Below are 25,462 nucleotides of genomic sequence, written 5' to 3' on the forward strand. Positions count from 1 at the left end.
TTAATACTACATGATTTTGAAGTTATTAATAATAAAAATAAAGATTTAGAATTTTCTTGAAGATAATATGGATAGGTATGATAAAATGCATTCAAGGCGGTATATGAAAAGTGAAGTGGTTGAAGAGGCACTCTGCGGAGTGTCTTTTTATGAAAAGTATGAAAGTTGTCTTCTTTGAAGGCAACTTTTTGTTGTTTAGTATAGATAGTTTTTACTGTTGGTATAGTGGAAACTATCTATACTAAACATTAGAAATCTTCCGTATAAATATTATCAATTTACTATATATTCCAGTGGTGTTAAGTTAAATATGAAAGGCTTTCTTTTTCAAAATATTACCCCTAATAAATTTTTGAAAAAGTCAACTGTCTCTAAAATTGCCATTCATGCTTAGAGAAAAAGCACTCTTTTGAGTGCTTTTTCTTATTGAAACATGCTATTTTTTTAGGCAGTTTTCATAAAATGAAAGTAACGAAATGAAAGTAGGTGATAAAATGCCAGCTATTGTTGAAGGGGTTATTATTGAGAACTGTAACGGGACAATCAACTTAGGTGATAAATATAACGTACATCCGATTGAAAAAACGAAAGCTTATAACGGATCAGGATCTTCAAATACGGGACTAAATGTGAGGACATTCAGTGGTATTAGTACGGCAGATGTAACGGATAACGATGTGTATGATCAAGTAATTCAATCTACGTTATAATTTTATATGTAAAATTGCATAAAGTGATGTATTTGCCTGGTGATACTTCTTTATCATAGTTGTTAGACTAGACATGTAACATCGCATTAAAAATCATACGTATAAGAAAAAAGACACTTCGCTCGAAGTGTCTTTTTCATCTTAGTGATATCCTTTAGCAGAGTCTTTATGAATTTTATTTTTAAATATACTGTAGCTCCAAAGCTGATATCCAATAACGATTGGTACCATGACGATTGCAACGAAGAACATAATTTTTAAGTTTAATTCACTACCGGCTGCGTTATATAACGTTGTACTGTATGCGTCGTTAATACGTGATGGTAACATTCTTGGGAACATACCTGCAAAACCAGTTGTCATAAACATTGCGATTGTTAAGCAAACGAATGTGAATGCAAGGCCGATTTTATGTTTGTACACCATAATAAGTGCGAGTACACTCATTAACATTGCAAGTACTGGAAGAATGAACAGTACAGGATATTCCGTGAAGTTTTGGAATAAATTTGTACGATTTGCAGTTGCGACATAGAAGATAGCTAAAATGATAGCAGCTGCCATTGAAAATGGTCTTGCGATTTTATAAGCACGATCAGATACTTCGCCAGTCGTTTTAATCATAACCCAAAGGGCACCAGATACGACGAATATAGCAGTGAAGAAAAGACCACCTAAAATACCATAATGGTTTAGTAAGCTAAGTAAAGTTCCTTCATAACCATCTTTTCCGATTTGCAGCCCGTAATACAGGTTAGCGAATGTAACACCGAATAAGAAGGCGATTAGGAAACTACCAATTGTAAATGCCCATTTACAAATTTTTTGCCAAATTGGTGAATCGTCTTTATGCATAAATTCAAGTCCAGCGGCACGAGCAAATAGGGAAAATAATACTAAAAATAGTGGCGTATACAGGTAACTAAACATATTTGCATATGTGATTGGGAAGGCAGCAAATGTTGCGCCACCAGCTGTAATTAACCATACTTCATTACCACCCCAGAACGGGCCAATAGCTTCTTGTAATTGATTTCGTTCTTGTCGGTCTTTCGCAACGAATGGGAAAATCATCCCATTACCGAGTGCGTAGCCATCAAGAATGAAGTAAACTGTCCAAATGACGCCCCATAAACCGAACCAGATGACTGCAAGCATATCATGAGACATGAGCTGTACCTCCTTCAGTAGCAGGTTCTTCTAATGCAGCTGGTCCTTTTTTCGCGAACTTCAGCATTAAGTATACATCTGCAATTAAGAGTAGAGTGTAGAACAATATTAAACTAATTAACGAGAACCAAATTTGTGGAACTGATATAGGTGACACAGATTCTGCTGTACGCATTAGTTTATAAACTGTCCACGGTTGACGACCTACTTCAGCAACAATCCAACCAGCGTTAATTGCAATATAAGGAAGTAAGACAGACCACATTGTAATTTTTAAATAACGTTTTGAGTTTTCTAGTTTTCCTTTTCGGTTTAAATAGAAACCAAACCAAGTTAATGCCATAAAGAACATGCCAAGTGCAACCATTAAGCGGAAGCTATAGTACACGAGGTTAACATTTGGACGATCTTCTTTCGGAATATCTTTTAAACCAACAATTTCTCCATCAAATGAGTTTGTATAGAAGAAACTTCCTAACTTTGGAATAGTAAGGAATTCAAAGTTCTTTTCATTTTTCACATCAGGAATTTGAATGATTGAGAAGCCTTGTCCTTTGCCAGTTTCCCAAACAGCTTCCATTGCAGCCCCTTTTGCTGGTTGATACTTAGCCGCTGATACACCGGATTGATGTCCCATAAAAGGTGTAATAGTTGCTGCGAATAACCCTAACATTAAACCAAACTTAAATGATTTTTTGAAGAATTCCACTTCATTTTTACGTAGTAAGTGATAGGCACTAATTGCCATAACGAAGAAAGCACCGACAATATAACAACCAATTACAGTATGGAAGAACATATTCCATGCATATGGATTTGTAACAAGAGCCCAGAAGTCATTTAATTCAGCGCGGCCATTACGTATTACATAGCCAACAGGATTTTGCATAAAGCCGTTTGCTGTAATAATCCAAAGGGCAGAAATATTTGTTCCAAGTGCAACCATCCACATACAGAAAGCACGGAATTTTGGTGAGATTTTGTCTTTACCGAATAACCATATTCCCATGAAAGTAGATTCTAAGAAGAATGCAACGAGTGCTTCGATTGCGAGAGGTGATCCGAAAATATCTCCCATATATTTGGAGTACTCAGACCAGTTTGTTCCAAATTGGAATTCCATCGTAATCCCGGTTATAATCCCCATTACGAAGTTAATTGTAAATAATTTACCCCAGAAATTTGCCATTTTGCGGTATGTTGGATTCAATGTGCGGGCGTATTGAGTTTCCATACATGCTACTAAAATAACAAGTCCGATTGTCAAAGGTACAAATAAAAAATGATAAAAAATAGTAATTGCAAATTGAAAACGACTCAGTAACAGAACGTCGGACATAATAAATATTCACTCCTTTTTTACATTATCTACAATCAGTTTATAGTGAAAATAAGAGTAAGGTATGTGAGAGTTGTTACAAAGCTGTGTGTATATTTTGAAAGAATTATGTCGGTTATCTGAAAGTATCCGTTTTTTACTATAAAGCAATATCCTTTTTGAGTTTTTCATATTTTGGTACACTAGCTATGTAGTGTAAATGAGAGAAAAGAGGGTTTTTACTATGAAGTCATTAGACGAGATTTTGCAGTACAATGAAAAATTCGTTGAAGAGAAGAGATATGAAGAGTTTGTAGCTGGGAAATTTCCAAATAAAAAAATGGTAATTATCTCTTGTATGGATACACGTCTTGTTGAATTATTACCGAAAGCAATGAATATGCGTAACGGTGATGTGAAAATTATTAAAGTAGCAGGCGCGGTTATTTCGCATCCATTTGGAAGTATTATGCGTAGTATTTTAGTTGCTGTATATGAACTTGGTGCTGAAGAAGTATGTGTTGTTGGTCACCACGATTGTGGTATGGCAAAAATTCAAGCAAGCAGTACGATTGAAAAAATGAAAGAGCGCGGTGTAACAGAAGAAAAATTAGATACACTTCGTTATTCTGGAATTGATTTAGAACAATTCTTACGAGGGTTCTCTAGTGTAGAAGAAAGTGTAGAACATAGTGTATCAGTACTTCGCAACCATCCGTTACTTCCTGAAGAAGTACCTGTTCACGGTCTTGTTATTCACCCTGACACAGGAAAATTAGATGTAGTTGTGAATGGCTACGACAATTAAGAATTTACTTTGTCATCCTTTTTATCTGGGACAGGATCAAATCCTCCTGGATGGAAAGGGTGACATTTTAATATACGCTTACATGTAAGCCAAAATCCTTTGAAGGCACCGTGTTTTTGAAACGCTTCTAATCCATAATGAGAGCAAGTCGGATGAAAGCGACACGTTGGTGGTGTCATCGGAGAAATGAAATTTTGATAAAAGCGTATAATACCGATAAAAATCTGTTTCATAATGGTCTCCTTTTCAGCATAGTCTTAAAGTATTATAGCACGACCGTACATAATTCTTTACTAATGTCCATTTCCGTTATATCATATTGGATATAACGGAATTAAATTAAAAGCGGGAGAGATGTTGTATGCCATCAGTAGAAAGCTTTGAATTAGACCATACGATTGTAAAGGCGCCTTATGTAAGACATTGCGGAGTCCACAATGTAGGTAGTGACGGTATTGTAAATAAATTTGATATTCGTTTTTGCCAACCGAATAAACAAGCAATGAAACCAGATGTTATTCATACGTTAGAACATTTATTAGCATTTAATTTACGTAAATATATTGATCGTTATCCGCATTTTGATATTATCGATATTTCACCAATGGGTTGCCAAACAGGATATTATCTTGTTGTAAGCGGGACACCGACAGTTCGTGAAATCATTGATTTATTAGAACTAACATTAAAAGATGCAGTTCAAATTATAGAAATTCCAGCTGCAAATGAAACACAATGTGGTCAAGCGAAGCTTCACGACTTAGAAGGAGCAAAACGCTTAATGAATTTCTGGTTAAGCCAAGATAAAGATGAACTTGAGAAAGTGTTTGGATAGAAGGAAAAAACTGCCTGTGAAAGGGCAGTTTTTTTATTTTGTTAAGAGAAAACTTGCTCTTCTTTTTATGAAAGTATACTAGACACCCCAACATATAAAATAAAGGCAGAACCTAGAAAATAAACAAATGCTTTTGCTTTTTGCTTTTGTTTTATTTCATCAACTCCAAAAAGGATAAACATAATACTCAAAAGGATATATACGAATGGTAAAAGCATAGAGAGGTTTGCAAAGAGGCTAAATAGAGCGAGAATAAGAGCGATAGTAGCTATTATAATTCGAAAGTTTTTTAACATGAAATCCTCCTTAGTAGAAGTATTGTTATCGAGAGACAAGAATAAGAATGACAATAATTAAAGTAAAGACGCCAGAAAAGAAAGAGATTGTACTATTTACTTTATTTTGTTTCTGTTTTTCTTCTGCGCTCATGATGAAAGTCATAATAGATAAGGCAATAAGCATATAGGGCATCGTAACAAGTGAGTTTGTAAAAATTCCGGATAGAGCGAGAGCGATGACGATAAGAGCGGATATAATGCGAAATGTTTTTAGCATACAAATCTCCCCCTTTTTTCAAAAGTATCCTCTATTTTATTAAGTGCTTATAAATGCTACATGGGTCGAAATTTTATTTTACATGTAGCGAAAGTAGTTCGATATTAAAAAGAAGAATATAAGACTGGAAACGAAAAAATATGGAATACTCATTGATTTCCGTCCGGATTTCAGTTCATTAATTCCTAGAAGAATAAAGGAACAACTGAGAATAAATTGCATGTATGGAAGAAGTGTGAAATTATCGGTAATAAGAGAGTAAGTGCAAAGAGAGATTCCGAGAAGCATGAAAAGCATAAGAAAAATCCGTAATCCAGTTAGCATTGTATACCTCCTTTTAAATAGACTATTTAACGAAATATTTCTGAAAATCCAAGCAGTAAAGCACCAGCGCCAGCGCCAGCTATGAAAGCAAGTGTGCCACTAGATTGTCTCTGTTTCTTGACCTATAGTGAAAGTCATCAAACCTAAGAAAATGAACATGTAAGGCATAATGTCTCTGTTGCCGCTGATAAAACTATAGATTGCTATAGATAAAGCGATAAGTGAAAAAGTAATTAGAAATCCTTTTAACATAAAGGACCCTCCTTCTATTTTATGTATGTAATGATGAGAACAAGCCAGATGAAAGCACCAGCAAACCGGTTCCTGAATCCTTCTTTTTTATTTGCTCAATAGCGATGAGAAACATTAAGGCCCCTAATAGAAATTGTGAAAGTGGTAGAAAGTTATTTTGACCTGTATAGAGCCCAATTGCTGACATAATTATTACAGTGAGTGCGATAATGATGCGAAGTATACGAAGCATACTATGAGTCCTCCTTATTATTTTTTGCATACGGATTATCTTCTGGTTTATCAACGGAATGTTTGTAAGAATAGCCTTTATTAATCGTCATAACGGAGAGTACTAGTACGACTAGGACGATTATAATACCGATAATTACTATTTTAAGCATCAAACCCCTCCTTTTCTTTATTTTACATAATTTTGTAATTGATGAAAACAATAGAAATTAAAAGGATGAAAGAAGGGTGTTACATGGAGAATAAAAAAACATATTATATATCAGTTGGAAATGGTCAAATTTCACAAGTGAAGACGGCGGATACGTATAATTTTGAAATTTATGCAAATGACGAAGAGATTACGGAGTTAAGAGAGTATTTTGATCAAGCGTATGAAGAGGACTTAGGTTCGTATATACGCTCCCACGTTCCATTCGTTGAGTATCATCACGATTCGAATAATGATCGATATGATGAACAACTACAAAAAGCATATAAAATGATTTATGATCTAGGGAATCATGAAACGAAAGAATTAGTCGCGCAAATGGGAATAATCAATGGATTGTAATTGGATAATATTATGCAGAAAAGCGAGAATATGCTACAATTTGTGGTAGGAAAAACTTGTAATCATCAATAGGGGAGTAATGGCATGTACAAATTTAAAGATTATTACCACAACACTGTACAATTATCGTTTGAACGTTACCCATTTTCTCCTGAGCCAAAGCATGTTTGGGTTGTATGCCGGTACGGGGATCAATGGTTATTAACGCATCATTTACGCCGTGGTCTTGAATTTCCAGGTGGTAAAGTAGAACTCGGGGAAACACCGGAAGAAGCGGCAGTTCGAGAAGTTCATGAGGAAACCGGCGGCATAGTTTCTGATTTAACTTACTTAGGGCAATACAAAGTATCCGGAAAAGACAAAATAATCATTAAAAACATTTATTTTGCAACAATTAGTGCGGTAGAGCAACATACGCATTACGAAGAAACGAAAGGGTCTGTTTTATTAAAAAACATTCCTGATAATATTAAAACTGATAGAAAATTTAGCTTTATTATGCGCGATGATGTATTAGCGCGTACGATGAAACATATAGAAGAAATCGGCTGTTTTACGAAGTAAAATGGCCGGTTTCTTTTTTGTGTTTTCAAGAATAAATGTAAATATATCTTTATATTTATTTTGGGTATATTATACAATTTTATAAAGGTGTATTTACGTTTTAGGAGGGGAAAAGGTGGATAAAAGAAAAGAAACGACTGTTTCTGTTTCTATGTTCAAATTAAATGTATATGTGTTTATTATAATGATCCCTGTGATGATTGGAATTAGCTATTTACATACACTGCTTTCTGAAGAATTTCAAATCGAAATTACTTTACCGATAATGTTTCTTTTTGTAATTGCAATGATTGTTCTCGTATGTATTCATGAGGCATTACATTTAATAGGGTTTAGGTATATCGGAGGAGTTCCATGGAGTGAGTTGAAATGGGGCGTCAATTTGAAATTAGGTATTGCATACGCTCATGCTAAAAAACCAATTACAGTAAAGCATATGAAGAAAGTGTTAATGTTGCCACTTGTACCAACTGGAATTTTACCAATTATAATTGGATTAGCTATGAATTTTCCGACTCTCTCATTTTTAGGTATTTTACTAACAGCAGGTTGCATCGGTGACCTTGTCCTTTATCAAAAAGTCTCAAAATTTCCAGACGATGCACTAGTTATGGATCATCCGAGCAAACCGCAGTTTACAGTATATGAATAATAAAGGAAGAGGAGGCGTTTTTGAACAACAGCCTCCTTTTATTATTGTCAGTTTTTGTCGGTAAGTCGATATTCTTTGTCGAATCGCTGATAAAAGTGGAGTTATCGCTGATAAATTTTAAAAATCGCCGATAAAAGTGGAGTTATCGCCGATAAATTCGAAAAATTGCTGATAAAGTGAAATTTATTATCGCATATTTGTGAAAAAATGATTATCATATTTTTGTAGACTGTAACGACGGAGGTTCATATGAAAGAACTGTATGGGAAATTAATTTGTTTTATACTTTCAATTGGCTTAGTAGCTGGATGTGATATGGCGGAGCAAACTGCGAAAAGAGAAAAAAAAGATGTGTGCGAAACGACAGAAGAATGCACACAAATAGGTGATGAGACACTTCAAAAAGTATATAAAAAGATAGATGGACTTTCAGAACTTGAAGTACTAGAGGATTATGATTTAGAAGGACATTCAAGTAATGATATGAAAGAAGCGGAAATGAAAAAAGAGGATGATGAAAATTATTTCTTTTTAGCTTCTTATTATATTGATGGTGATGAAATTGTAGATCCTTATTTCGATAAACTAGATCGCAAACGATTGAATAAGGTTTTTGCGGAGGATAAGGACGCGAAAGAAGAAGTATTAAAGCAACGTCAAGATAGAGGGTATCATGAATCGTTATGGGATATGTACAGTACTCTTATTCCAGCTAAGTATCGCACTGACATAAAAGAGTTTGATATGGTAACAGATGGATACGACGGAATTGTCGCCCACGTTATGCCGAGTATGGAGTATCCGAAAGAGTGGACTATTAGTTTAGATACGCTTGATTCTGCAGTAAATATCGATCAAGTGATGAAAACATTAATACATGAGACGGCTCACGTATTGACGCTGGGACATAAACAAATACCAGTAAATGAAAAATACTTAAAGGCTTTTGAAGAAGATAAAGATATTTCATCATACCAAAATAAATGTAAATCTCTTTTCTTACAAGAAGGATGTGCGAAGGAGAGCTCTTATATAAATCAATTCCATAATTTGTTCTGGAAACCAATTGATCAGGAGTGGACAGAAAAGAAAGTGGAAGAAAGCGAAGAAGCTCAAATTGAATTTTTTAAGGAAAAGCAGGGTGAGTTTGTTTCACTGTATGGGACGACAAATGTAGCAGAGGATATTGCGGATACATTTACAGCGTTTATTTTACAAGATTCAAAAAAGGTGGAAGAAGGAACAGAATTAAAATATAAAAAAATTGCCTTCTTCTATCAATTTCCCGAGCTTGTAAAAATGAGAGCGGAAGTGTTAGCGGGATTATATGATATTTCAAGGGATATAGAGCAGTCATAGTTTGGTGGTAATTATTTGTTGGTAAGTCGATAAATTTTTGATCGATTAAATGAAAACGCGAGGACGTTCCGTTCTTTGCGTTTCTTTATGTTGATAAAATTGAAAATTCTGTCTTTTTTAAAAAAGAAGAAGGAACTGAATCATTAAAAGAGAATTAGTATAAAAACGTCACAAATTAGACACAATTATAATGCGCATAGTATAGGGGCTATAAGTTTACTCTCGAGGAGGTAATGAAACGTATGAAAACGATTCTTGCTGTTGCTGGTCTCATTTGGGTAATGTCTCACGGTTTTCCGATTTTTGAAGGGGAGCAAATTCGTAGTGCATTAAATAAAGAGTTTAATGATTATCATATTATTGATCGAAAAGATAATGTCGTTACGGTGCGTGTGAAAGATTGTTTCCATACAGTTACGGTTGCTAATGGGAATGTTACAGACGATTCGAAAATGTGTGATAAAAGGTAACAGAAAGAAGCTGACTCTAGCGTATCGCTCTAAGTCAGCTTTTTTTTCGTTTTCCAATAAGGAGTTTTTCAAATGCCTCGACAAATACATACATAAGAGTTGCGAGGACGCAAGTGAGCAATACACTGAGTAAGACGAGTGTGAAGTTAAAGACTTGGAATCCGTAGCTAATTAAATAGCCAAGTCCTTGTTTAGAAACGAGGAGTTCCCCGAAAATAACACCGACCCATGATAAGCCAACATTCACTTTTAACGTTGAAATAATTGCAGGGAAAGATGAAGGGAGAATAACGTGCTTATAGCATTGCCATTTATTTGCGCCAAATGTGTCCATGACCTTTATATAGTTGGAATCGACTTCTTGAAATGCGCTGTAAATAACGAGAATAGTAATGATGATGGAGATGATTACCCCCATTGCGATAGAGGATGAAATATTTGGACCGAAAATAACGATGATGATTGGACCGAGTGCAACTTTTGGCATTGCATTTAGGACGACGAGATAAGGATCGAGTACGCGGGCCAAAAGTGGCATCCACCAAAGGAAAGTAGCAATAATAGCTCCGAGTACAGTTCCGAGAATGAAGCCTACTCCTGTTTCAAGTAATGTCGTCCATATGTGAATCCAAATTGAACCGTCAATCCATTTCGTTAAAAAGAGATCCCAAATACTTGAAGGAGAGCTAAAGAGTAAAGGATCAATCCATTCTTTTTTACTAGCTATTTCCCATAGTGCAAAGAAAAGAACAAGAAGTACAAGTTGTAAAGAGCGAGCTAACCATGCATGTTGTCTTTCTTTTTTTCGAAACTGTTCATGTAGTTGTTTTATATTATCCAAGTCGTTCCAACTCCTTCCATATTTCTTGGAAGAGGGATGGGAAGTCATGGTGGTGGCGTGCTTCTAATGGCGATAAGGAACGGATACTTTCTGGGACGATGAACGTTTTTGCAATTTTTCCAGGGTTCGCCTGCAGCAAATAAATACGATCACTCATCGCAATTGCTTCTTCAATATCATGTGTCACAAGTAGGGATGTTTTTTTATAGTTACGTAGTAATGTGAAGACGAGATCTTCTAGTTTTAATTTTGTTTGATAATCAAGTGCGGAAAATGGTTCATCTAGCAATAAAATTTTTGGATCGGTCGCTAATGTTCGAACGAGTGCAGCACGTTGGCGCATACCGCCAGATAGTTCACGTGGGTATTGCTGTTCTATATCATATAGGCCGACTTGTTGTAAAAGCTTTAATGTATGTTCTTTCGTATTTTCATCATAAATCTTTCGAATATGAAGTCCGAGCATAATATTTTCTTCAATTGTTTTCCACGGAAACAAGTAATCCTGCTGGAGCATATAGCCCATAGATGGGGTCTTAGTTGTAATCGGTTCACCATCTAAAAATACGATACCTTCAATTGGATCAAGTAGCCCTGCGATGATGGAGAGGAGCGTTGTTTTTCCGCAACCACTTGGGCCAAGGATTGAAATGAATTCCCCTTCTTCTACGTGCAAACTCATATCTTCAAGAATAAGTTTGGCATTTTCTTTTGCAAAAAAGCAGTGAGAAACGTTACGTATTTGTAAAAAACTCATATATTTCGCCTCTATTTCTTAATGACGCTTTCAGCAATTTTTGTATTGACGAGCGCTTCATGTGGAACTTCTTTTTGTAATTCACCAGATTCTTTCATAATCGTTTGGAGTTGTTTCCATTCTGCATCATCTAATAATGGATTTGTCGCATAAGAATGTTGTTTTTTGTAGCGCTCAATTACTTTCACTGAAATGTCTTTTGAAGTGTCTTTAAATAGTGGTGAAACGGCATCGGCAATCTCTTCTGGACTATGTGTATCAACCCATTGCTGCGCTTTATATAGTGCGCGAGTGAATTTTTCTGCAGCATCTTTATCTTTCTTTAAGAAACTTTCTTTTGCCATAAACGTTGTATAAGGAACAGTGCCAGATTCAGCTCCGAAAGAAGCGACGATATAACCTTTTCCTTCTTTTTCAAGTATACTTGCAGTCGGTTCAAAGAGCTGTACAAATTCTCCTGTACCAGATGCAAAAGCATTTGCAATATTAGCAAACTCGATATTTTGAATTAAGTTCGTATCTTTGCGAGGGTCAATGCCATTTTTCTTTAAAACGTATTCACCAACCATTTGCGGCATACCGCCTTTACGCTGTCCTAAAAACGTAACACCTTTTACGTCGTTCCAATTAAAAGAGTCTAATTTTTTACGGGAAACTAAAAATGTGCCATCTGTTTGTGTAAGCTGCGCAAAATTAATGACAGGATCTTTTGCTCCTTGTTGATGAACATAAATAGACGTTTCTGAACCAACGAGCGCAATATCAATTCCGCCAGATAAAAGGGCGGTCATCGTTTTATCTCCGCCAGCTGTTGTTTGTAAGTCAATATTTAAACCTTCATCTTTAAAAAATCCTTTTTCAATTCCAACATATAATGGTGCGTAGAAAAGAGAGTGGGTAACTTCGCCAACGCGAATTTTTTGAGCTTGTTCTTTCGTACTTTCCTTTGTACTACTACAAGAAGCGAATGTGAAAACAGCTAGTAACATGATGCAAAAAACGGTTATTAATTTTTTCACTATATGACACCTCCTAGAAGTCAATCTACAAGCATAATATGTAGGTAAGTGCCCATATGTGAGTATAGATAGCAGGAATTTTTTGGGTAGTAAAGAAGTACAAATATAAGGGGTGATAAAATGGATTACGAATACGATGATAGCGTACATTTACATCTTGATTATTTCGGAACTGAATGTGATATGGAATCGATTGCTTATAAGAGGAAGCATGAAGACGTGTGGGATGTGTATTTTAACTTTGGAGTATACGGTATTCAAAAAGATGATGTAGGGGCAGGAATGTTTATGGACGAATATGCCGGTTATTACGTTTTTTCTGTACATGCTCGTGACTTGAGCTGGGAATTTGGAAGTGCTCAGTTTGAAGAGTGGGTGTTGAGGAACCATATAGTAGAAAAGGCGCTTCAAAAATAGGGAGGAATTTCGTGATTGGATTTCTCATTTTATTATGTATTTGCGTAGCCGGAGTTTTTATCATGCAAGTGCTTACTTACCGATTTGCAAAGAAAAATATTCATAAATACAAAGAAGTGAAATGGGTTCATATGTGGTTAGATATGACTATGAAAAAGGGTCCGAGATTAGATTTGTTTGATTTTGTACTTATAGTAATCGTAAGTATCATATGGAAAATATGGATGCTTCCTCTTGTATAGTAAACATGCTAATCATTTCATCATTTTTCCCGGTTCATAATAAATAACAAAAGAACCTGTCACATGACAGGTTCTTTTGTTATTTAGGAAATTCAATGTATACGACAAATTACGACAAGGGGGTTCATACATATTTGTTATTCTATTAAAGGTCATTATTTGTAATGTATATATAGGAGGATTTTTTAATGTTAAAAAAATTAGTATTATTTTTACTTACAGGCTTATGTGTAGTTGCTTTAACAGCTTGTAAAGATGAAGAGGAAAAGCTGAAAGCAGCGGAAGAACAGAAAATAGATGAGAAGAAAATTGAAGAAGATAAGAAGGCTGAAGAAAAGCGCAAGCAAGAAGAACAACAAAGAGTAGAAGAAGAAAAGCGCAAGCAAGAAGAACAACAAAGAGTAGAGGAAGAAAAACGTAAGCAAGAAGAACAACAAAGAGTAGAAGAAGAAAAGCGTAAGCAAGAAGAGGAGCAAAAAGTAGAAGAAGAAAAGCGTAAGCAAGAAGAGCAACAAAGAGTAGAGCAAGAGAAACGTAAGCAAGAAGAGCAGCAAAGAGTAGAAGAAGAAAAACGTAAGCAAGAAGAACTACAGAAGGCTCAGCAACAGCATTCTGCACAACAAGAGAGAACACAAAAACAAGAAAAAACAACACAAGCAAAAGATGGGAAACCGACAAGATCACAAATTTCGGTTGGTTCACATGTAGTTATTCAATTAGATAAAGATTATAGTAAAACAGTGAGTGGTGTTGTGAAAGATATTTTAACAAATACAGAAACACATACGTACGGAATTAAAGTTCGATTACAAGATGGACAAATTGGCCGTGTTCAAAGTGTTGGATAAATAAAAAAGAGGTCGTCCATTTTTGGACGACCTCTTTTTTATTATGCTTGGTTAGTGCGGAAAAATGGAAGCTTCTGCACAGCGTAAACTAACCCATATGCAAGAATTAAGCACATAAGAGGGTTAATGAAAAATCCGTAGCGATTAATTGCTAAGAATAAGTTTGAGAAGATGATGTAAATAACAGAACTTGCTACTAGCATCATAACGCGTTTATGTTTAAATGAATTTAGCATGCAGCAAAAACTGCTCAAGAATGTGCCTATGATGAAGACTTTATGACACATTTGCATAAATTTATGAATATGGTATTGGTCTACAGCAGGAGCTGTTTTGAATAATTCAATTGTTTTACCAACAGTGAACCACGAGAACCAATATGTAAAGTCCGTCTTAAATCCATTTTTGATTAACTCTTTTGCGTATGCATTTTTATCCTCTAAGCCCTGGGCTTTCATTTGGTTAACTACATTTTCATAGCCAATTTTGTTAAATGGATCTGCACCGGCAATTAATGGGTCCGCACCTTGGGTTGAGAATAAGATAAATTGATTGAACGCTAAATAGTTACGAACAACCCAGGCACCGATAATAAAGAATGGGCCAATGAGCCATAATAATCCAATTCGAATTGAGTCTTTAAATCCATATGTGAACAAGACGACAAGAACAGGAATGAGCATCATTGGAGCTGGATTTGGACGGAACATAAGTAAAATGGAAACGACAATTCCGAACCATATATGGAATTTTACTTTATTATATTTCCATGCGAGAACAAATACATATACACTTAACGTTAATAAGAATATTGAAGGAACTTCGGTTAATAACGTACGGAAGTATGTATAGTTACTTGGATAAATAGCATATAAAATACTTGCGACAATTCCATAAATATTCTTTTCAAATAACTCTTTTCCTATTAAGAATACTAATAACACTGTGCCGAGGTTCAGTATCATATTAATGACGGTTGCCACGTAATAGTAAGGAAGTGATGTAACATCAGAAATAATCATAGCGCCAGCTAATAATAGTGGCTGACCTGGTGTGATGTATGCATTTTTCCCAGGAACTTCACTAGGCTCCATATAAACATATCCAAAGACACCGTGTTTTAATAGCTGTTCAGCTGTTAAAGAATAGTTGAACGCATCATATGCACCATATGTTACTTTGACTACCTCTCCATTTAATCCTGGCTGTTTTACTAGACAAAAAACATGCAACAGAAAAGAAAGCGCCAAAATTACATATAACGCTTTAGGTAAATTTTTAAACTTATTTAACAAAAATGAGCAGCTCCTTTTTTATTAATTCTTTCTTATTTTCATGATAAAACCCCAATAGTATTAAGGCTTTCCAAAACATAGTTATTATATCATAAAGTGGAGCGTAGTAATTTGATTTTTCAATACGCCATAGTTTGAATTCCAAAATTTAACTGATTATTAAGGGATAATTAAGAAAATATATTTATAGTAAAAGTAAGCCGGAAGACGAAATACACGTTATATGTTATTTTTATAGAAAGTATTTTTAAGATGCGGGGTGAAATTAATAGATAGAAAGGAGAGAATGAAGTGAAGTATGGTTCCACACTTTATCATCTTCCGAGAAGGAATATATTAATTTCTACCATGTTAAGTGGCATGGTGACCTTACTAGTAACAACTGTGCTGTTTATGATTTTAAAGTTTTTTAATTTAGATATGATTAAAGGTATTTTTAATCATAAGTTGATTTTAAGTAGTATGATGATTTTAATATGGGGTGTAATATTATATTTTGCGTGTTCAAATGAAAAAGGGACGTTCATAATTAAATCGTCCCTTCGAGTGTATCTTATATTATTTTTTATAGCTCATGTAGTAACTTTATTTTATATTGTGTTACAAGTTAATATGGACTTCGTAGAAGCGATGAATTGGATTTACAATTATAATATGCAGTTTATATTTAGCTTACTAGTAATTTATGCAATATATGTTTTTGTATATAGTGTGCTAGGGAAAATTTTTCTGAGTGTTATTTTAACGAGTTGCACGTTAGTTATTTTAGGTATTGTAAACCATTTAAAGCTTATTTTTAGAGGGGACCCACTATATCCTTCTGATTTTACACAGATTGGACATATGCAATCTGTTATACCAATGGTGATGGATTATTTTAGTTGGGGTTATATTCTTCTCGTTATTGTAATTGTTGTTGCGTGTATTTTGGCGGGTATGTATATAAGGAAATATATTCAAAATGTAAAAGTTCATGCAGGCGTACGAGTTCTATTTATAATAGGATCCGTTTTTGTTTTATATGCGTATGGTAATTTTACGAATACGTTTATGAATAAATGGTTTCAAAAGTCAGGTATAGAGTTCGTTTTGTGGAATCAAAATGAAAATTATGCTTCGAATGGTTTTGTGCTAGGCTTTATAAGTAATTTGGATACGACAGTCATTGAAAAGCCGAAAGATTATTCAAAAGAAAATATGCTTCAAATAGCAAACGATATAAAAAAACAATATAGCAGCAATATAGGGGCGCAGAAGCAAACAGAGAAACCGAATATTATTTTTGTAATGAGTGAATCGTTTTGGGATCCAACGAAGTTAACGAACCTGTCCTTTAGTGAAGATCCTTTACCTAATTTGCATCATTATATAGAAAGTTTTCCAGGTGGACAAACTATTTCTCCTACATTTGGAGGAAATACTGCGAACGTTGAATTTGAGGTATTAACGAGTTATTCAATGAGTTTGTTAAAACCAGGCTCTATACCGTATCAGCAAGTTGTTACAAATAAGAAAGAAATTCCATCTATTACTCGAGAGTTAAAAAAAGAAGGGTATTACACAAGTGCAATTCATTCATTTGGTCGCTCATTCTTTAAACGGGATGATGTATATAGAGTGTTAGGCTTTGACAAGTTTAATGCGCAAGATACGATGGAGAATGTAGAAGTTGATGGAGATTATATTAGCGATTTATCTATGAGTAAAGAGATAATAGCTGAATTAGAGAAGCAAAAACAACCTACTTTTATTCATGCGGTTACGATGCAAAATCATTTTCCATTTACAGAAGGAAGATTTGGCGAAAATCAAATAGAAATTAGTGGTTTAGAAAATGAAGAATCGAAGGCTGAATTAGAGACTTATACAGAAGGTTTAAGACGTTCAGATGAAGCTCTTCAATATTTAATAGAGGAGCTAGATAATTTAGATAGACCTACATTATTAGTATTCTTTGGGGACCATCTTCCGTCGCTAGGAACAAATAAATCTCTTTATAAAGAGAATGGGTATATAACGAATGAAAAAACGCCAAGTGAACGATTAGCGATGGCGCAAACGCCGTTATTAATGTATGCAAATTTTGATATGCCAAATGAAAATTTAGGTTTAGTAAGTCCAATTTATTTTTCAAATCTTGTCTTTGATTATGCTGGATTAACTAAGGTACCGTTCTATCAATTTTTATCGAAGTTATATGAAGAAATTCCTGTACTTCGTGAAGAATTGAGGATAGGAAAAGATGGAAAAGCAATAAAAAGTTTAACAGAAAAACAAAAAGAAATGCTAAAGCAATATGAGCTTATTCAATATGACTTACTCGTCGGAAAGCAATATAGTAAGGATATATTATTTAAATAAGCGAAAAAAAGAACTTGTATACGATACAAGTTCTTTTTTCATAGTATTTAACGGGATAACCAGACAAGCTAGGTTTAGGGAGTATTACTTGTACATTTAGTATAAATTAAAATAGAATCGGTTTAATAATTGATTTGTGAGAAGTGTGTGAATTTTTCATTTAGTATATAATTGGATAATTTGTTTAATGCGTAAAAAAACTCTTTAAGGTTTCTAAGAGTTTTTTTATCTAGATATATATTGAAATTTCAGAAAAATAAGTTGCAATAAAGTTGTGTGGTAATTTTAAAAAAAGAATTTGCCATTTTGGCAAATTCTTTTTTGTTGAGGAGGCATTGTTAATTTGTTATGAGTTTATAAATTTAATAAGTTCTTTATTCAATTCATCAGCTTGATCGATTGGAGAGCCATGACCGCTATTTGTAAGAGGATATAGCTCAGAGTTTTTAATGCGTTCTTTTGTTAACTCAGCACTTTTGTAAGGGATGAGTTGGTCGTGAACACCGTGGAATATTTTTGTTGGGACGTTAATTTTACTTAAGTCCTTCGTTACGTCTTCGTTTGCAGCAGCTTGCAAAATTTTGATGAGAGCATAAGAAGCGGACTGCATACCGAGATAAGAAAACCATTCTAACGTGGCAGCTCCTAAGTTTCTATTAAAAAATGATAAAGATACATCATTAAGAAATTTAGGTAAATTCGCATACATTTGAGCAATCAGGGCATCTGCTTGCTCTTTCGGTACGCCGTAAGGGGATTGTTGGTTTTTTACGAAAGAGGGGGAGACGGCATCAATTAATGCAAGTTTAGAAATACGGCGACCGTTATAACGTGACATGTATCGAATAGAAAGAGCACCGCCGACTGAGAAACCAACTAACGTAGCATTTTCTATTTGAAGTGCTTCTAATACAATTGCGATATCATCAGCTAAACGATCATAAGTGTAACCGGTCCATGGTTTATCAGACTGTCCGTTTCCTCGTATATCCATGGCGATGCAGCGGAAACCATGTTGTGGTAAGATATTAAATTGATATTGGTACATTTGATGATTTAAAGGCCAGCCGTGTACAAAGAAAACAGTTTTACTGTCAGGACCTGGGTTCATATCTTGCACAAAAATGTGTACATCTTTTTCCACTGTAACGAACATGACGTATCCTCCTCATACATTTTAATAGGCTCTTTCCCAAAATCGCTGTTTTGTCATTGCCTGAATAAATTCATTCGCAAGTAAGGTAGGGTTTTGTTCTGTTATAACGCCAGGTTTTCCTTCGATGTTTAAAGATTGAATAATAGTAGTTCCATTTTTGAAAGCGCCAATTGGCTTAAAGTGATTATACGATTCTACGACAAAAGAACTTGCTTTGTTAAGAAAATGATCATCAATATTTCCACCAATAAGAAGTAGCCCATCATAAAGAAGCGGTGATCCTGTTAAGAAAGTATCATTCACTTCCCACTTTACATTTTGAGAGCCTTGCACAAAACCTAATCGTTCGGAAATAATAACGGGCTGAAGACCGGCTTGTTTGAATTGATTTATAATATATTGTGCGTTTTGACCGTCATATCCGTTTGCGACAATGACGCCTACTCGTAATGTATTTGGGCTGAATGTTGTATGTTCCATACTTAGTGCTGGTGAGGATTTTGTAACATTTGATTCTTGAACATTTGGCACTGTTGCTCCGACTGCTTCAGCTACTAAAGTAGCTAATTCCGTACTTATATGACCAATCATATCTACGATTTGTTGGCGAACTGATTTACTTTTTACTTTGCCTAATTCAAAGGAGAAGGCCTGTATAATATGGGTTTTTTCGACGTGGCTCATACTATTCCAAAATAAACGGGCTTGTGAGAAATGGTCTTTAAAACTAGCGGCTGTTTCTCTTATTTTATGTCCAGAAACAGTAGAAGGATATGTAACGAAACCGCCTTTCGTACCAGGTACAGTAAAGGGAGAGTTATTAGCTAAAGAGTTATTATGGTAAGCGACTTTTCCTTTATCAATTATATATTTAGACGCACCATCTCTTTGATTGTTATGAAAAGGACATACCGGGCGGTTAATCGGTAACTCTTGATAGTTTGTACCGACGCGGGCTAATTGCGTATCTGTATAAGAAAAGAGTCTACCTTGTAAGAGAGGATCATTTGTAAAATCGATACCGCGGACGATGCTTCCAGGGTGCAGTGCGACTTGTTCTGTTTCCGCAAATACGTTATCGACGTTCCGATTCAACGTCATTTTTCCGATGATTTTAACAGGGAAGTCTTCTTCTGGCCAAATTTTCGTTGCATCTAATATATCGAAATCGTATTTAAATTCGTCCTCTTCTTCTAAAATTTGAACGCCAAGTTCGTACTCAGGGTAGTTTCCAGCATTAATATTTTCCCATAAATCACGGCGATGGTAATCCGGATCAGCACCGCCTAGTTTTTGAGCTTCATCCCAAATTAACGAGTGAACGCCAAGCTTAGGCTTCCAGTGGAATTTTACGAATCGTGACTTTCCGTGTTTATTAACTAAGCGGAATGTATGAACGCCGAACCCTTGCATCATTCGAAAACTTCTCGGAATTGTACGATCAGACATAATCCACATCATCATCGCAGCTGATTCTTGATTATTGGCGATAAAGTCCCAAAAAGTATCATGTGCTGTTTGTCCTTGGGGAATTTCATTATGTGGCTCTGGTTTAAGAGCATGAATAAGATCCGGAAATTTAATACCATCTTGAATGAAGAAAATCGGAATGTTATTACCCACTAAATCGAAATTTCCTTCCTCTGTATAAAACTTAACAGCGAATCCTCGTACATCTCGGTTCGTTTCATTTGCACCTTTTGATCCAGCAACTTCAGAAAAACGAATAAAAATAGGTGTCTTTTTAGATGGGTCTTGTAAAAAATGAGCCATTGTTAAGTCTTCTAAAGAATCATATAGCTCAAAAATACCATGTGCTCCGTAACCGCGGGCATGAACGACTCTTTCAGGAATTCGTTCACGGTCAAAATGAGCGAGTTTTTCTCGCATAAGGAAATCTTCTAAAAGTGTAGGACCACGATCGCCGGCGGTTAAAGAGTTTTCATCATTTGAAATTTTGACACCCGTATTCGTCGTCATCTCTTTTCCTTCATTGTTTTTCGTAAAGGATTGTAACTGTTCTGTCTTCTTATTTTCACGACCATCCATATAAAGCACCTCCCATATTATACGTATTATTGTTCATGGTTTTTATGCTTACATATGGCCTGAAGAAGTATATTATCTATGGATTGATTTTCCTCATTTGTTCAATTTATCTTTGTTTGTCTATGAAAATCATTTATTATAATAAATGGTATTCTTTTGAAGGGGTGTTGAAGTGGGAGAGAGTTTTCTATCAGCTAAAGAAGAAAAGAAAAACGCTAAGATTTTCTTATGGGTAATGCATGTTATTTTAATTGTATACGAGGTTGCATACGCGATTATATTAGAAGATACAATGCCTTTAGGAAATTGGCATAAAGTGATATGGAAGCTTGCATATATTATGGCTATATTAGGTATTAGTGTTTACTTATTTGAGAGAGGAAAAGCATATTTAGTTAAATATACATATTTATTTGCATACATAATCGCAGAGATTTTTAATATTGGATGGTATGCTTTTCATAATACAATAGCATTTGATGAAGGGAATGTAATTGAATATATTTTCATTTTCTTCGTACCGATCTTTTTGAGTAAAAGATATTTATTTGTCTTAGCGCCATTTCTTATAGGGAAATATATGATATACCTATTTGTATTTGGAGAACTTAACCTGTTTATGTCTCTTGTTATAAATATGGTGTTACTTTTCGTGTCATTTATTATTTTAAATCGATTTTTACAATATCTTTCAGCAGTAAAGGGACGTATTGTAGAGGCAAGTCAGTCACAAAAATTGGCGGTTATCGGAAAAATGGCAGCGACAGTCGGACATGAAATTAAAAACCCACTTGCTTCATTAAAAGGGTTTACGCAATTACAAAAAGAGAAACACAAAAAAGATGCAACATATGAACAAATGATTCTCGAAATCGAAAATATGAATAATATGATTAGTGAATTAATGGAGGTTGCTACATGTAAACCTTCTGTTTATGAAAAACACATTGTAAGTGATGTTTTAGTACAAGCGGTAGAAAACATGCGCGAAAAAATGAATGAGTTAAATATAAATTGCACCTTTAATGAAGAGCAAAATAGAAGTGAAATTGAATGTGATAAACGCAAATTAAAAGGAGTATTTTTGTATGTTATTAAAAATGCTTTAGAGGCAATGGAACATGGCGGAACATTAAAAATACAAGTTAAAAATAAAAAAAGAGATTATGTAACAGTAAGTATAGTAGATAGTGGTTTTGGGATAAAAAAGGATAATTTAGGACGAGTTAAGGATGCTTTTTATACAACGAAGCAAGATAGAATTGGATTAGGTCTTACGGTAGCAGAGCGAATTATGACAGAGCATCTTGGAGAATTACACATTTCTAGTGAAGTAAAGAAAGGAACGAGAGTAGAAATACTGCTCCCGAAAAAATGTGAGCGCAATGTGACACAAGATTAAGAGGTGTTGTTAAAGGAGTTATCATATGGAAAAAGGCAATATATTTGAAAAAGAAGAGATAAAGGCGTTAAAAATATTTTTAAGCTTATTCTTCGTTATATTTTTTGCGTATGATTTTGCTGAAAAGGCAATGGTCCTTTTATCAGATAAAAATCAAAAACTAGCAGATGCTTTTGGAGCAGGATTAGGTCTATGGCTATATAGTTTGATGATTGGATTATTCTTTATCGGACTTTATTTTATGAAATGGAAAAAGCCGTATATTGTGAAGTATATTATTTTAATTGGCTATAATATATTGGATTTTATTAATAACTTCACTATTTATTACGGAAGTGATGCGGAATTTGATAGCGGGAATATAGTAGAAGGATTCTTTATTTTATTTGCACCGATATTTGTGAATAAGAGGTACTTTTGGTTAGTTGCCGGAACTATTGTTGGAAAATATGCACTTATGGGATTCGTTGTTCAATCCTTTATCGTTCTTATCCCAATAGCATTATATAGCGTGTTTGTTATTATATGTTGGATTATATTTTTAAGATTTCAATCTTACGTTCGTACACTTGAAATGATGGACAAAGAAATACAAAATGTAGAAAAATTAGCGATGGTTGGAAAAATGGCAACAGTAATTGGCGATAAGATTAGAAGACCGTTAGAAAAATTGAAAAAACTTGTGAATAAGCAAGCGAAAAAATATCCGGAAGATAAGATTTATAGTGAAATTATGAGACAGGAAGTAGAGCGAATTTATACAATTGCTACAGAACTAAATGGGTTTGAGAAATCTAAATCGGTAGAATCCGAAACTCATAATATTAAAGAAATCATCTCTTATGTTATCAGGGTTATGGAAAAGCCAGCTTTAGAACAAGGGATAAAAATGCATGCTATTTATAGTAAAGATATACCTTCAATTACATGTGATGAGAAACGATTGAAACAAGTATTTTTTAATTTAATTAAAAATGCGATTGAAGCAATGTCAGTTGGCGGAACTATTACTGTAAAAGTTGTAGTGGAAGATGTGATCATTGTTCAAATTATAGATGAGGGATGCGGCATTCCGAAAGATAAAATTCCAAAGCTAAATGAAGCTTTTTACACAACGAAAGAAACTGGAACAGGCTTAGGATTAGTAGTTACGGAAAAAATCATTAAAGATCACCACGGTAAATTGAACTTTGAAAGTGAAGTTGGAGTTGGAACGACTGTTGAGATTATGTTGCCGATTTAATTATAGTGTGATATTTAAAAAAGGGGAAATCACTTTCTTGAGAGTGATTTCCCCTTTCGTTTTGGATGGAAGTGCGGAATCCAATAAAGGGGATGTTTACAAGATTGACATAGTGTGCAAATTCACGATCTAAAATATGGGTATTTTAAAGCGAGAGTATATAATGAATTTGTCTGTTATTTGTTTAATTTATTTGTAATTTTTTGGACGCGGTAGCGAGTTTTTTTGTGAAATGAACGATTTGTAAGTGTGGGCTATATATCAGTGATTAGAAAAACAGAATATATGGCACTTGCCGTAATCCCAGGGGTAATATAAAGAGATATCGCATCCCCCCTCGAAAACAGGTTTCCAGTTGTAATACTAGTCCAAGTTACAGTGGCAGGTCCAGATGCTGGAGTAGGGTTATACACTTGAGGTTGTCTAGAGCCAATATCCGTAGGTTTAATTGAAAATGTCATAGTCCCCGTAATTTTATCTGTAGTAGTTAAAGTGATAGTAGATAGGATGTAACTAGAGGTAGGTGCAGAGAGGTTTGTTGGGACATCCTTGCAAATATCAATCGTATAAACAGCAGCGGGTAAGTTATTAATATTTATAGATGCAGCAAAACCGACTATATTCCCAGCTCCAGCAGTTACATACGGAATAACGTTAGAATCAATTCCTGGAGAACCTGCTATACGTTGAAACCCAGCATTCGTCCCTTGAAAAACAATACTTTTCGCTGATGAACTACCAGCAGGTCCAGTGATGCCAGTAGAACCAGTGATGCCAGTAGAACCAGTGATGCCAGTAGAACCAGTGATGCCAGTAGAACCAGTGATGCCGATAGAACCAGTGGCACCAGTAGGCCCAGTGCTACCAGTAGGTCCACCTTCTACTAATACGATATAATCTGGGGACACATTCGGAAACCCTTGAGGTGCATCTTTTTTTACAACATAGCCGCTACTTGTGTAAGTCACAACTTGTCCCGTTTTATAGTTAGGGGCGGCTGCTAGACTAAAAGCGGTAGTACTTTGTAAACCGGCCCCGATAGGTCCGGCATTGCCAGTAGGACCTGTAGCACCAGTAGGTCCAGTGCTTCCGATAGAACCACTGTTGCGTCTACCGTCACAACTAAAGCAATTGCGTTGGTACATATATTGTCTCCTTTCTATAGTTTTGAAAATCTAGTTTTAAAAGTAGAACTACTATATATATATTGTAGATTCTATATTTTTGTGTGGTCGATCATATTGTGTATATGGATTTCTCCTGGAATAAATGATTAAGTGATTGTTCTATTTCTTTTAAGGCTGGCATGTTTGGTAATCATCCTTAAGATAGTTCTTACTTTGTTAGTTGTTTTTATTGTTTGTAGCAAAATAAGAAGCGGATGTAAAACAAATAAAACCTAGAATCCAGCCAATAGAAGGAGAATAGAGAAGTATATGTTGTAATACCATTCCGCTAGAAATAAAAAAGCTACCTAATAGACTTAAGAAAATGGGATATCGCTGTGGTTTGAACATCAGTGATATAACCTCCTTTACCACATACATTGTATATTAGTCTTAATTTTCTGTATGTAAAATTCAAGAAAAATGGTGGTACAATATATAAATGATACGAGAAGAGAGGATGTAGATTCACGCATGTACGTTACTGTAACAGAAGCAGCATATAAAAAGATTATGGATAAGATTCCAAGTGAAGCGAAATATATGAAGTTATTTTACGATAATGAAGGTTGCGGTTGTGTTATGAGCGGGATTATTGATTTAGTAGCCGTTTCAGAGAAAGATGAGCGCGATGTAGATATTGAATCAAGCGTACTAAACTTTATTGCAGATCGCACAAAGCTTGTATTTATGGATGATAAATTAACAGTTGATTGGCATGAAGTTGGAGGGACTTTTCAGCTGAAGAGCCCAAGCCAGTTTTATAATCCAAATATGAAGTTACATATTCGAGTATAATGAAGAGAGAGGGAGTATATAATATGCTCCTTTTTCTTATGGATTTTTTCACATAATGAAATGTACA

Annotated in this window: 28 protein-coding genes and 2 pseudogenes; 15 read left to right on the forward strand and 15 right to left on the reverse strand. The window is 34.8% G+C overall.

The features are described 5' to 3' along the window. Window positions 1–476: 476 nt before the first annotated feature. Window positions 477–710, forward strand: a complete 234-nt coding sequence (locus tag ACE38F_RS04915; protein WP_002015747.1) for a spore germination protein — start codon at window positions 477–479, stop codon at window positions 708–710. Window positions 711–851: 141 nt separating this feature from the next. On the opposite strand, the gene cydB is transcribed toward ACE38F_RS04915, so the two are convergent. Both cydB and cydA read right to left on the reverse strand, forming a co-directional pair. Further along, window positions 852–1,880, reverse strand: coding sequence for a cytochrome d ubiquinol oxidase subunit II (gene cydB / locus ACE38F_RS04920; protein ID WP_375370080.1), 1,029 nt, complete (start codon window positions 1,878–1,880; stop codon window positions 852–854). Further along, entirely contained in the window at window positions 1,870–3,219 is a 1,350-nt protein-coding gene (gene cydA / locus ACE38F_RS04925) for a cytochrome ubiquinol oxidase subunit I (RefSeq protein ID WP_016106456.1), read from the reverse strand. Before cydA ends, cydB begins: the two co-directional genes overlap by 11 nt. Window positions 3,220–3,442: 223 nt before the next feature. Between cydA and ACE38F_RS04930 the strand changes: the two genes are divergently transcribed. Beyond that, entirely contained in the window at window positions 3,443–4,006 is a 564-nt protein-coding gene (locus ACE38F_RS04930; protein ID WP_215554521.1) for a beta-class carbonic anhydrase, read from the forward strand. On the opposite strand, the gene yidD is transcribed toward ACE38F_RS04930, so the two are convergent. Beyond that, a complete protein-coding gene (yidD, locus tag ACE38F_RS04935) occupies window positions 4,003–4,239 on the reverse strand; it encodes a membrane protein insertion efficiency factor YidD (RefSeq protein WP_215554520.1) in 237 nt (78 codons plus the stop codon). The two genes, ACE38F_RS04930 and yidD, sit on opposite strands and share 4 nt — an antisense overlap. Window positions 4,240–4,367: 128 nt before the next feature. Here yidD and luxS point away from each other — a divergent pair, with 128 nt between their 5' ends. Next, the gene (gene luxS, locus ACE38F_RS04940) at window positions 4,368–4,841 is read left to right on the forward strand and encodes an S-ribosylhomocysteine lyase LuxS (RefSeq protein ID WP_193648300.1); all 474 of its coding nucleotides are present in this window, start codon (window positions 4,368–4,370) and stop codon (window positions 4,839–4,841) included. A 65-nt stretch (window positions 4,842–4,906) separates the two neighbouring features. On the opposite strand, the gene ACE38F_RS04945 is transcribed toward luxS, so the two are convergent. From ACE38F_RS04945 to ytzI, 5 genes and pseudogenes are all read right to left on the reverse strand, one after another. Next, window positions 4,907–5,137: a YczI family protein gene (locus tag ACE38F_RS04945; protein WP_215554519.1), complete on the reverse strand. Its 231-nt coding sequence runs from the start codon at window positions 5,135–5,137 to the stop codon at window positions 4,907–4,909. A gap of 25 nt (window positions 5,138–5,162) precedes the next feature. Further along, window positions 5,163–5,396: a hypothetical protein gene (locus tag ACE38F_RS04950; protein WP_375370079.1), complete on the reverse strand. Its 234-nt coding sequence runs from the start codon at window positions 5,394–5,396 to the stop codon at window positions 5,163–5,165. 350 nt (window positions 5,397–5,746) lie between these two features. After that, window positions 5,747–5,972, reverse strand: a pseudogene (locus ACE38F_RS04955) (hypothetical protein). Window positions 5,973–5,986: 14 nt separating this feature from the next. Further along, a pseudogene (locus ACE38F_RS04960) lies at window positions 5,987–6,204 on the reverse strand (hypothetical protein). 1 nt (window position 6,205) lies between these two features. After that, window positions 6,206–6,355, reverse strand: coding sequence for a YtzI protein (ytzI, locus tag ACE38F_RS04965; RefSeq protein ID WP_215554515.1), 150 nt, complete (start codon window positions 6,353–6,355; stop codon window positions 6,206–6,208). Between the two features lie 83 nt (window positions 6,356–6,438). On the opposite strand from ytzI, the gene ACE38F_RS04970 reads away from it, so the two are divergent. From ACE38F_RS04970 to ACE38F_RS04990, 5 genes are all read left to right on the forward strand, one after another. Next, window positions 6,439–6,756 carry a hydrolase gene (locus ACE38F_RS04970; RefSeq protein WP_375370078.1) on the forward strand — a complete coding sequence of 106 codons (318 nt, stop codon included), beginning with the start codon at window positions 6,439–6,441 and terminating at the stop codon, window positions 6,754–6,756. An 84-nt stretch (window positions 6,757–6,840) separates the two neighbouring features. Beyond that, window positions 6,841–7,320 carry an antimutator 8-oxo-(dGTP/GTP)ase gene (gene mutTA, locus ACE38F_RS04975; RefSeq protein ID WP_000276388.1) on the forward strand — a complete coding sequence of 160 codons (480 nt, stop codon included), beginning with the start codon at window positions 6,841–6,843 and terminating at the stop codon, window positions 7,318–7,320. Window positions 7,321–7,435: 115 nt separating this feature from the next. Then, on the forward strand, window positions 7,436–7,972 hold the full coding sequence (locus tag ACE38F_RS04980) for a DUF3267 domain-containing protein (protein ID WP_341305536.1): 537 nt from the start codon (window positions 7,436–7,438) through the stop codon (window positions 7,970–7,972). A 249-nt stretch (window positions 7,973–8,221) separates the two neighbouring features. After that, window positions 8,222–9,331 carry a recombinase family protein gene (locus ACE38F_RS04985; protein ID WP_375370077.1) on the forward strand — a complete coding sequence of 370 codons (1,110 nt, stop codon included), beginning with the start codon at window positions 8,222–8,224 and terminating at the stop codon, window positions 9,329–9,331. Between the two features lie 242 nt (window positions 9,332–9,573). Next, on the forward strand, window positions 9,574–9,801 hold the full coding sequence (locus ACE38F_RS04990; protein WP_002089142.1) for a hypothetical protein: 228 nt from the start codon (window positions 9,574–9,576) through the stop codon (window positions 9,799–9,801). Window positions 9,802–9,835: 34 nt separating this feature from the next. On the opposite strand, the gene ACE38F_RS04995 is transcribed toward ACE38F_RS04990, so the two are convergent. From ACE38F_RS04995 to ACE38F_RS05005, 3 genes are read right to left on the reverse strand one after another with little or no spacing between them, the layout of a single operon-like run. Beyond that, entirely contained in the window at window positions 9,836–10,642 is an 807-nt protein-coding gene (locus ACE38F_RS04995; protein WP_078173924.1) for an ABC transporter permease, read from the reverse strand. Further along, the gene (locus tag ACE38F_RS05000) at window positions 10,635–11,399 is read right to left on the reverse strand and encodes an ABC transporter ATP-binding protein (RefSeq protein WP_215554511.1); all 765 of its coding nucleotides are present in this window, start codon (window positions 11,397–11,399) and stop codon (window positions 10,635–10,637) included. Before ACE38F_RS05000 ends, ACE38F_RS04995 begins: the two co-directional genes overlap by 8 nt. An 11-nt stretch (window positions 11,400–11,410) precedes the next feature. Further along, window positions 11,411–12,418, reverse strand: a complete 1,008-nt coding sequence (locus ACE38F_RS05005) for an ABC transporter substrate-binding protein (protein WP_375370076.1) — start codon at window positions 12,416–12,418, stop codon at window positions 11,411–11,413. A gap of 120 nt (window positions 12,419–12,538) precedes the next feature. On the opposite strand from ACE38F_RS05005, the gene ACE38F_RS05010 reads away from it, so the two are divergent. The 3 genes from ACE38F_RS05010 (at window position 12,539) to ACE38F_RS05020 (ending at window position 13,925) form a co-directional block, all read left to right on the forward strand. Further along, window positions 12,539–12,835, forward strand: coding sequence for a DUF3986 family protein (locus ACE38F_RS05010; protein ID WP_375370075.1), 297 nt, complete (start codon window positions 12,539–12,541; stop codon window positions 12,833–12,835). A gap of 11 nt (window positions 12,836–12,846) precedes the next feature. Further along, window positions 12,847–13,077 (forward strand): hypothetical protein, encoded by a 231-nt coding sequence (locus ACE38F_RS05015; RefSeq protein WP_375370074.1) that lies wholly within the window; start codon window positions 12,847–12,849, stop codon window positions 13,075–13,077. A 188-nt stretch (window positions 13,078–13,265) separates the two neighbouring features. Next, window positions 13,266–13,925: a YwbE family protein gene (locus ACE38F_RS05020; RefSeq protein ID WP_375370073.1), complete on the forward strand. Its 660-nt coding sequence runs from the start codon at window positions 13,266–13,268 to the stop codon at window positions 13,923–13,925. A 41-nt stretch (window positions 13,926–13,966) separates the two neighbouring features. On the opposite strand, the gene ACE38F_RS05025 is transcribed toward ACE38F_RS05020, so the two are convergent. Further along, a complete protein-coding gene (locus tag ACE38F_RS05025) occupies window positions 13,967–15,220 on the reverse strand; it encodes a glycosyltransferase family 39 protein (RefSeq protein WP_215554504.1) in 1,254 nt (417 codons plus the stop codon). 291 nt (window positions 15,221–15,511) lie between these two features. Between ACE38F_RS05025 and ACE38F_RS05030 the strand changes: the two genes are divergently transcribed. Next, window positions 15,512–17,581, forward strand: a complete 2,070-nt coding sequence (locus ACE38F_RS05030; RefSeq protein ID WP_375370072.1) for an LTA synthase family protein — start codon at window positions 15,512–15,514, stop codon at window positions 17,579–17,581. Window positions 17,582–17,927: 346 nt separating this feature from the next. Here the strand turns inward: ACE38F_RS05030 and ACE38F_RS05035 are convergent, their stop codons facing one another. Together ACE38F_RS05035 and ACE38F_RS05040 are read right to left on the reverse strand one after the other, a co-directional pair. Next, entirely contained in the window at window positions 17,928–18,737 is an 810-nt protein-coding gene (locus ACE38F_RS05035) for an alpha/beta fold hydrolase (RefSeq protein WP_215554502.1), read from the reverse strand. A 21-nt stretch (window positions 18,738–18,758) separates the two neighbouring features. Continuing rightward, window positions 18,759–20,786: a catalase gene (locus ACE38F_RS05040; protein WP_375370071.1), complete on the reverse strand. Its 2,028-nt coding sequence runs from the start codon at window positions 20,784–20,786 to the stop codon at window positions 18,759–18,761. A 172-nt stretch (window positions 20,787–20,958) separates the two neighbouring features. On the opposite strand from ACE38F_RS05040, the gene ACE38F_RS05045 reads away from it, so the two are divergent. Together ACE38F_RS05045 and ACE38F_RS05050 are read left to right on the forward strand one after the other, a co-directional pair. After that, the gene (locus tag ACE38F_RS05045; protein ID WP_375370070.1) at window positions 20,959–22,188 is read left to right on the forward strand and encodes an ATP-binding protein; all 1,230 of its coding nucleotides are present in this window, start codon (window positions 20,959–20,961) and stop codon (window positions 22,186–22,188) included. A gap of 25 nt (window positions 22,189–22,213) precedes the next feature. Further along, the gene (locus ACE38F_RS05050) at window positions 22,214–23,431 is read left to right on the forward strand and encodes an ATP-binding protein (RefSeq protein ID WP_375370069.1); all 1,218 of its coding nucleotides are present in this window, start codon (window positions 22,214–22,216) and stop codon (window positions 23,429–23,431) included. 254 nt (window positions 23,432–23,685) lie between these two features. On the opposite strand, the gene ACE38F_RS05055 is transcribed toward ACE38F_RS05050, so the two are convergent. Further along, window positions 23,686–24,576 carry a collagen-like domain-containing protein gene (locus ACE38F_RS05055; protein ID WP_375370068.1) on the reverse strand — a complete coding sequence of 297 codons (891 nt, stop codon included), beginning with the start codon at window positions 24,574–24,576 and terminating at the stop codon, window positions 23,686–23,688. Between the two features lie 495 nt (window positions 24,577–25,071). On the opposite strand from ACE38F_RS05055, the gene ACE38F_RS05060 reads away from it, so the two are divergent. Next, entirely contained in the window at window positions 25,072–25,395 is a 324-nt protein-coding gene (locus ACE38F_RS05060) for an iron-sulfur cluster biosynthesis family protein (protein WP_215554497.1), read from the forward strand. Window positions 25,396–25,462: the final 67 nt, after the last annotated feature.

Source organism: Bacillus altaicus (assembly GCF_042136375.2).
Lineage (GTDB): Bacteria > Bacillota > Bacilli > Bacillales > Bacillaceae_G > Bacillus_A > Bacillus_A cereus_U.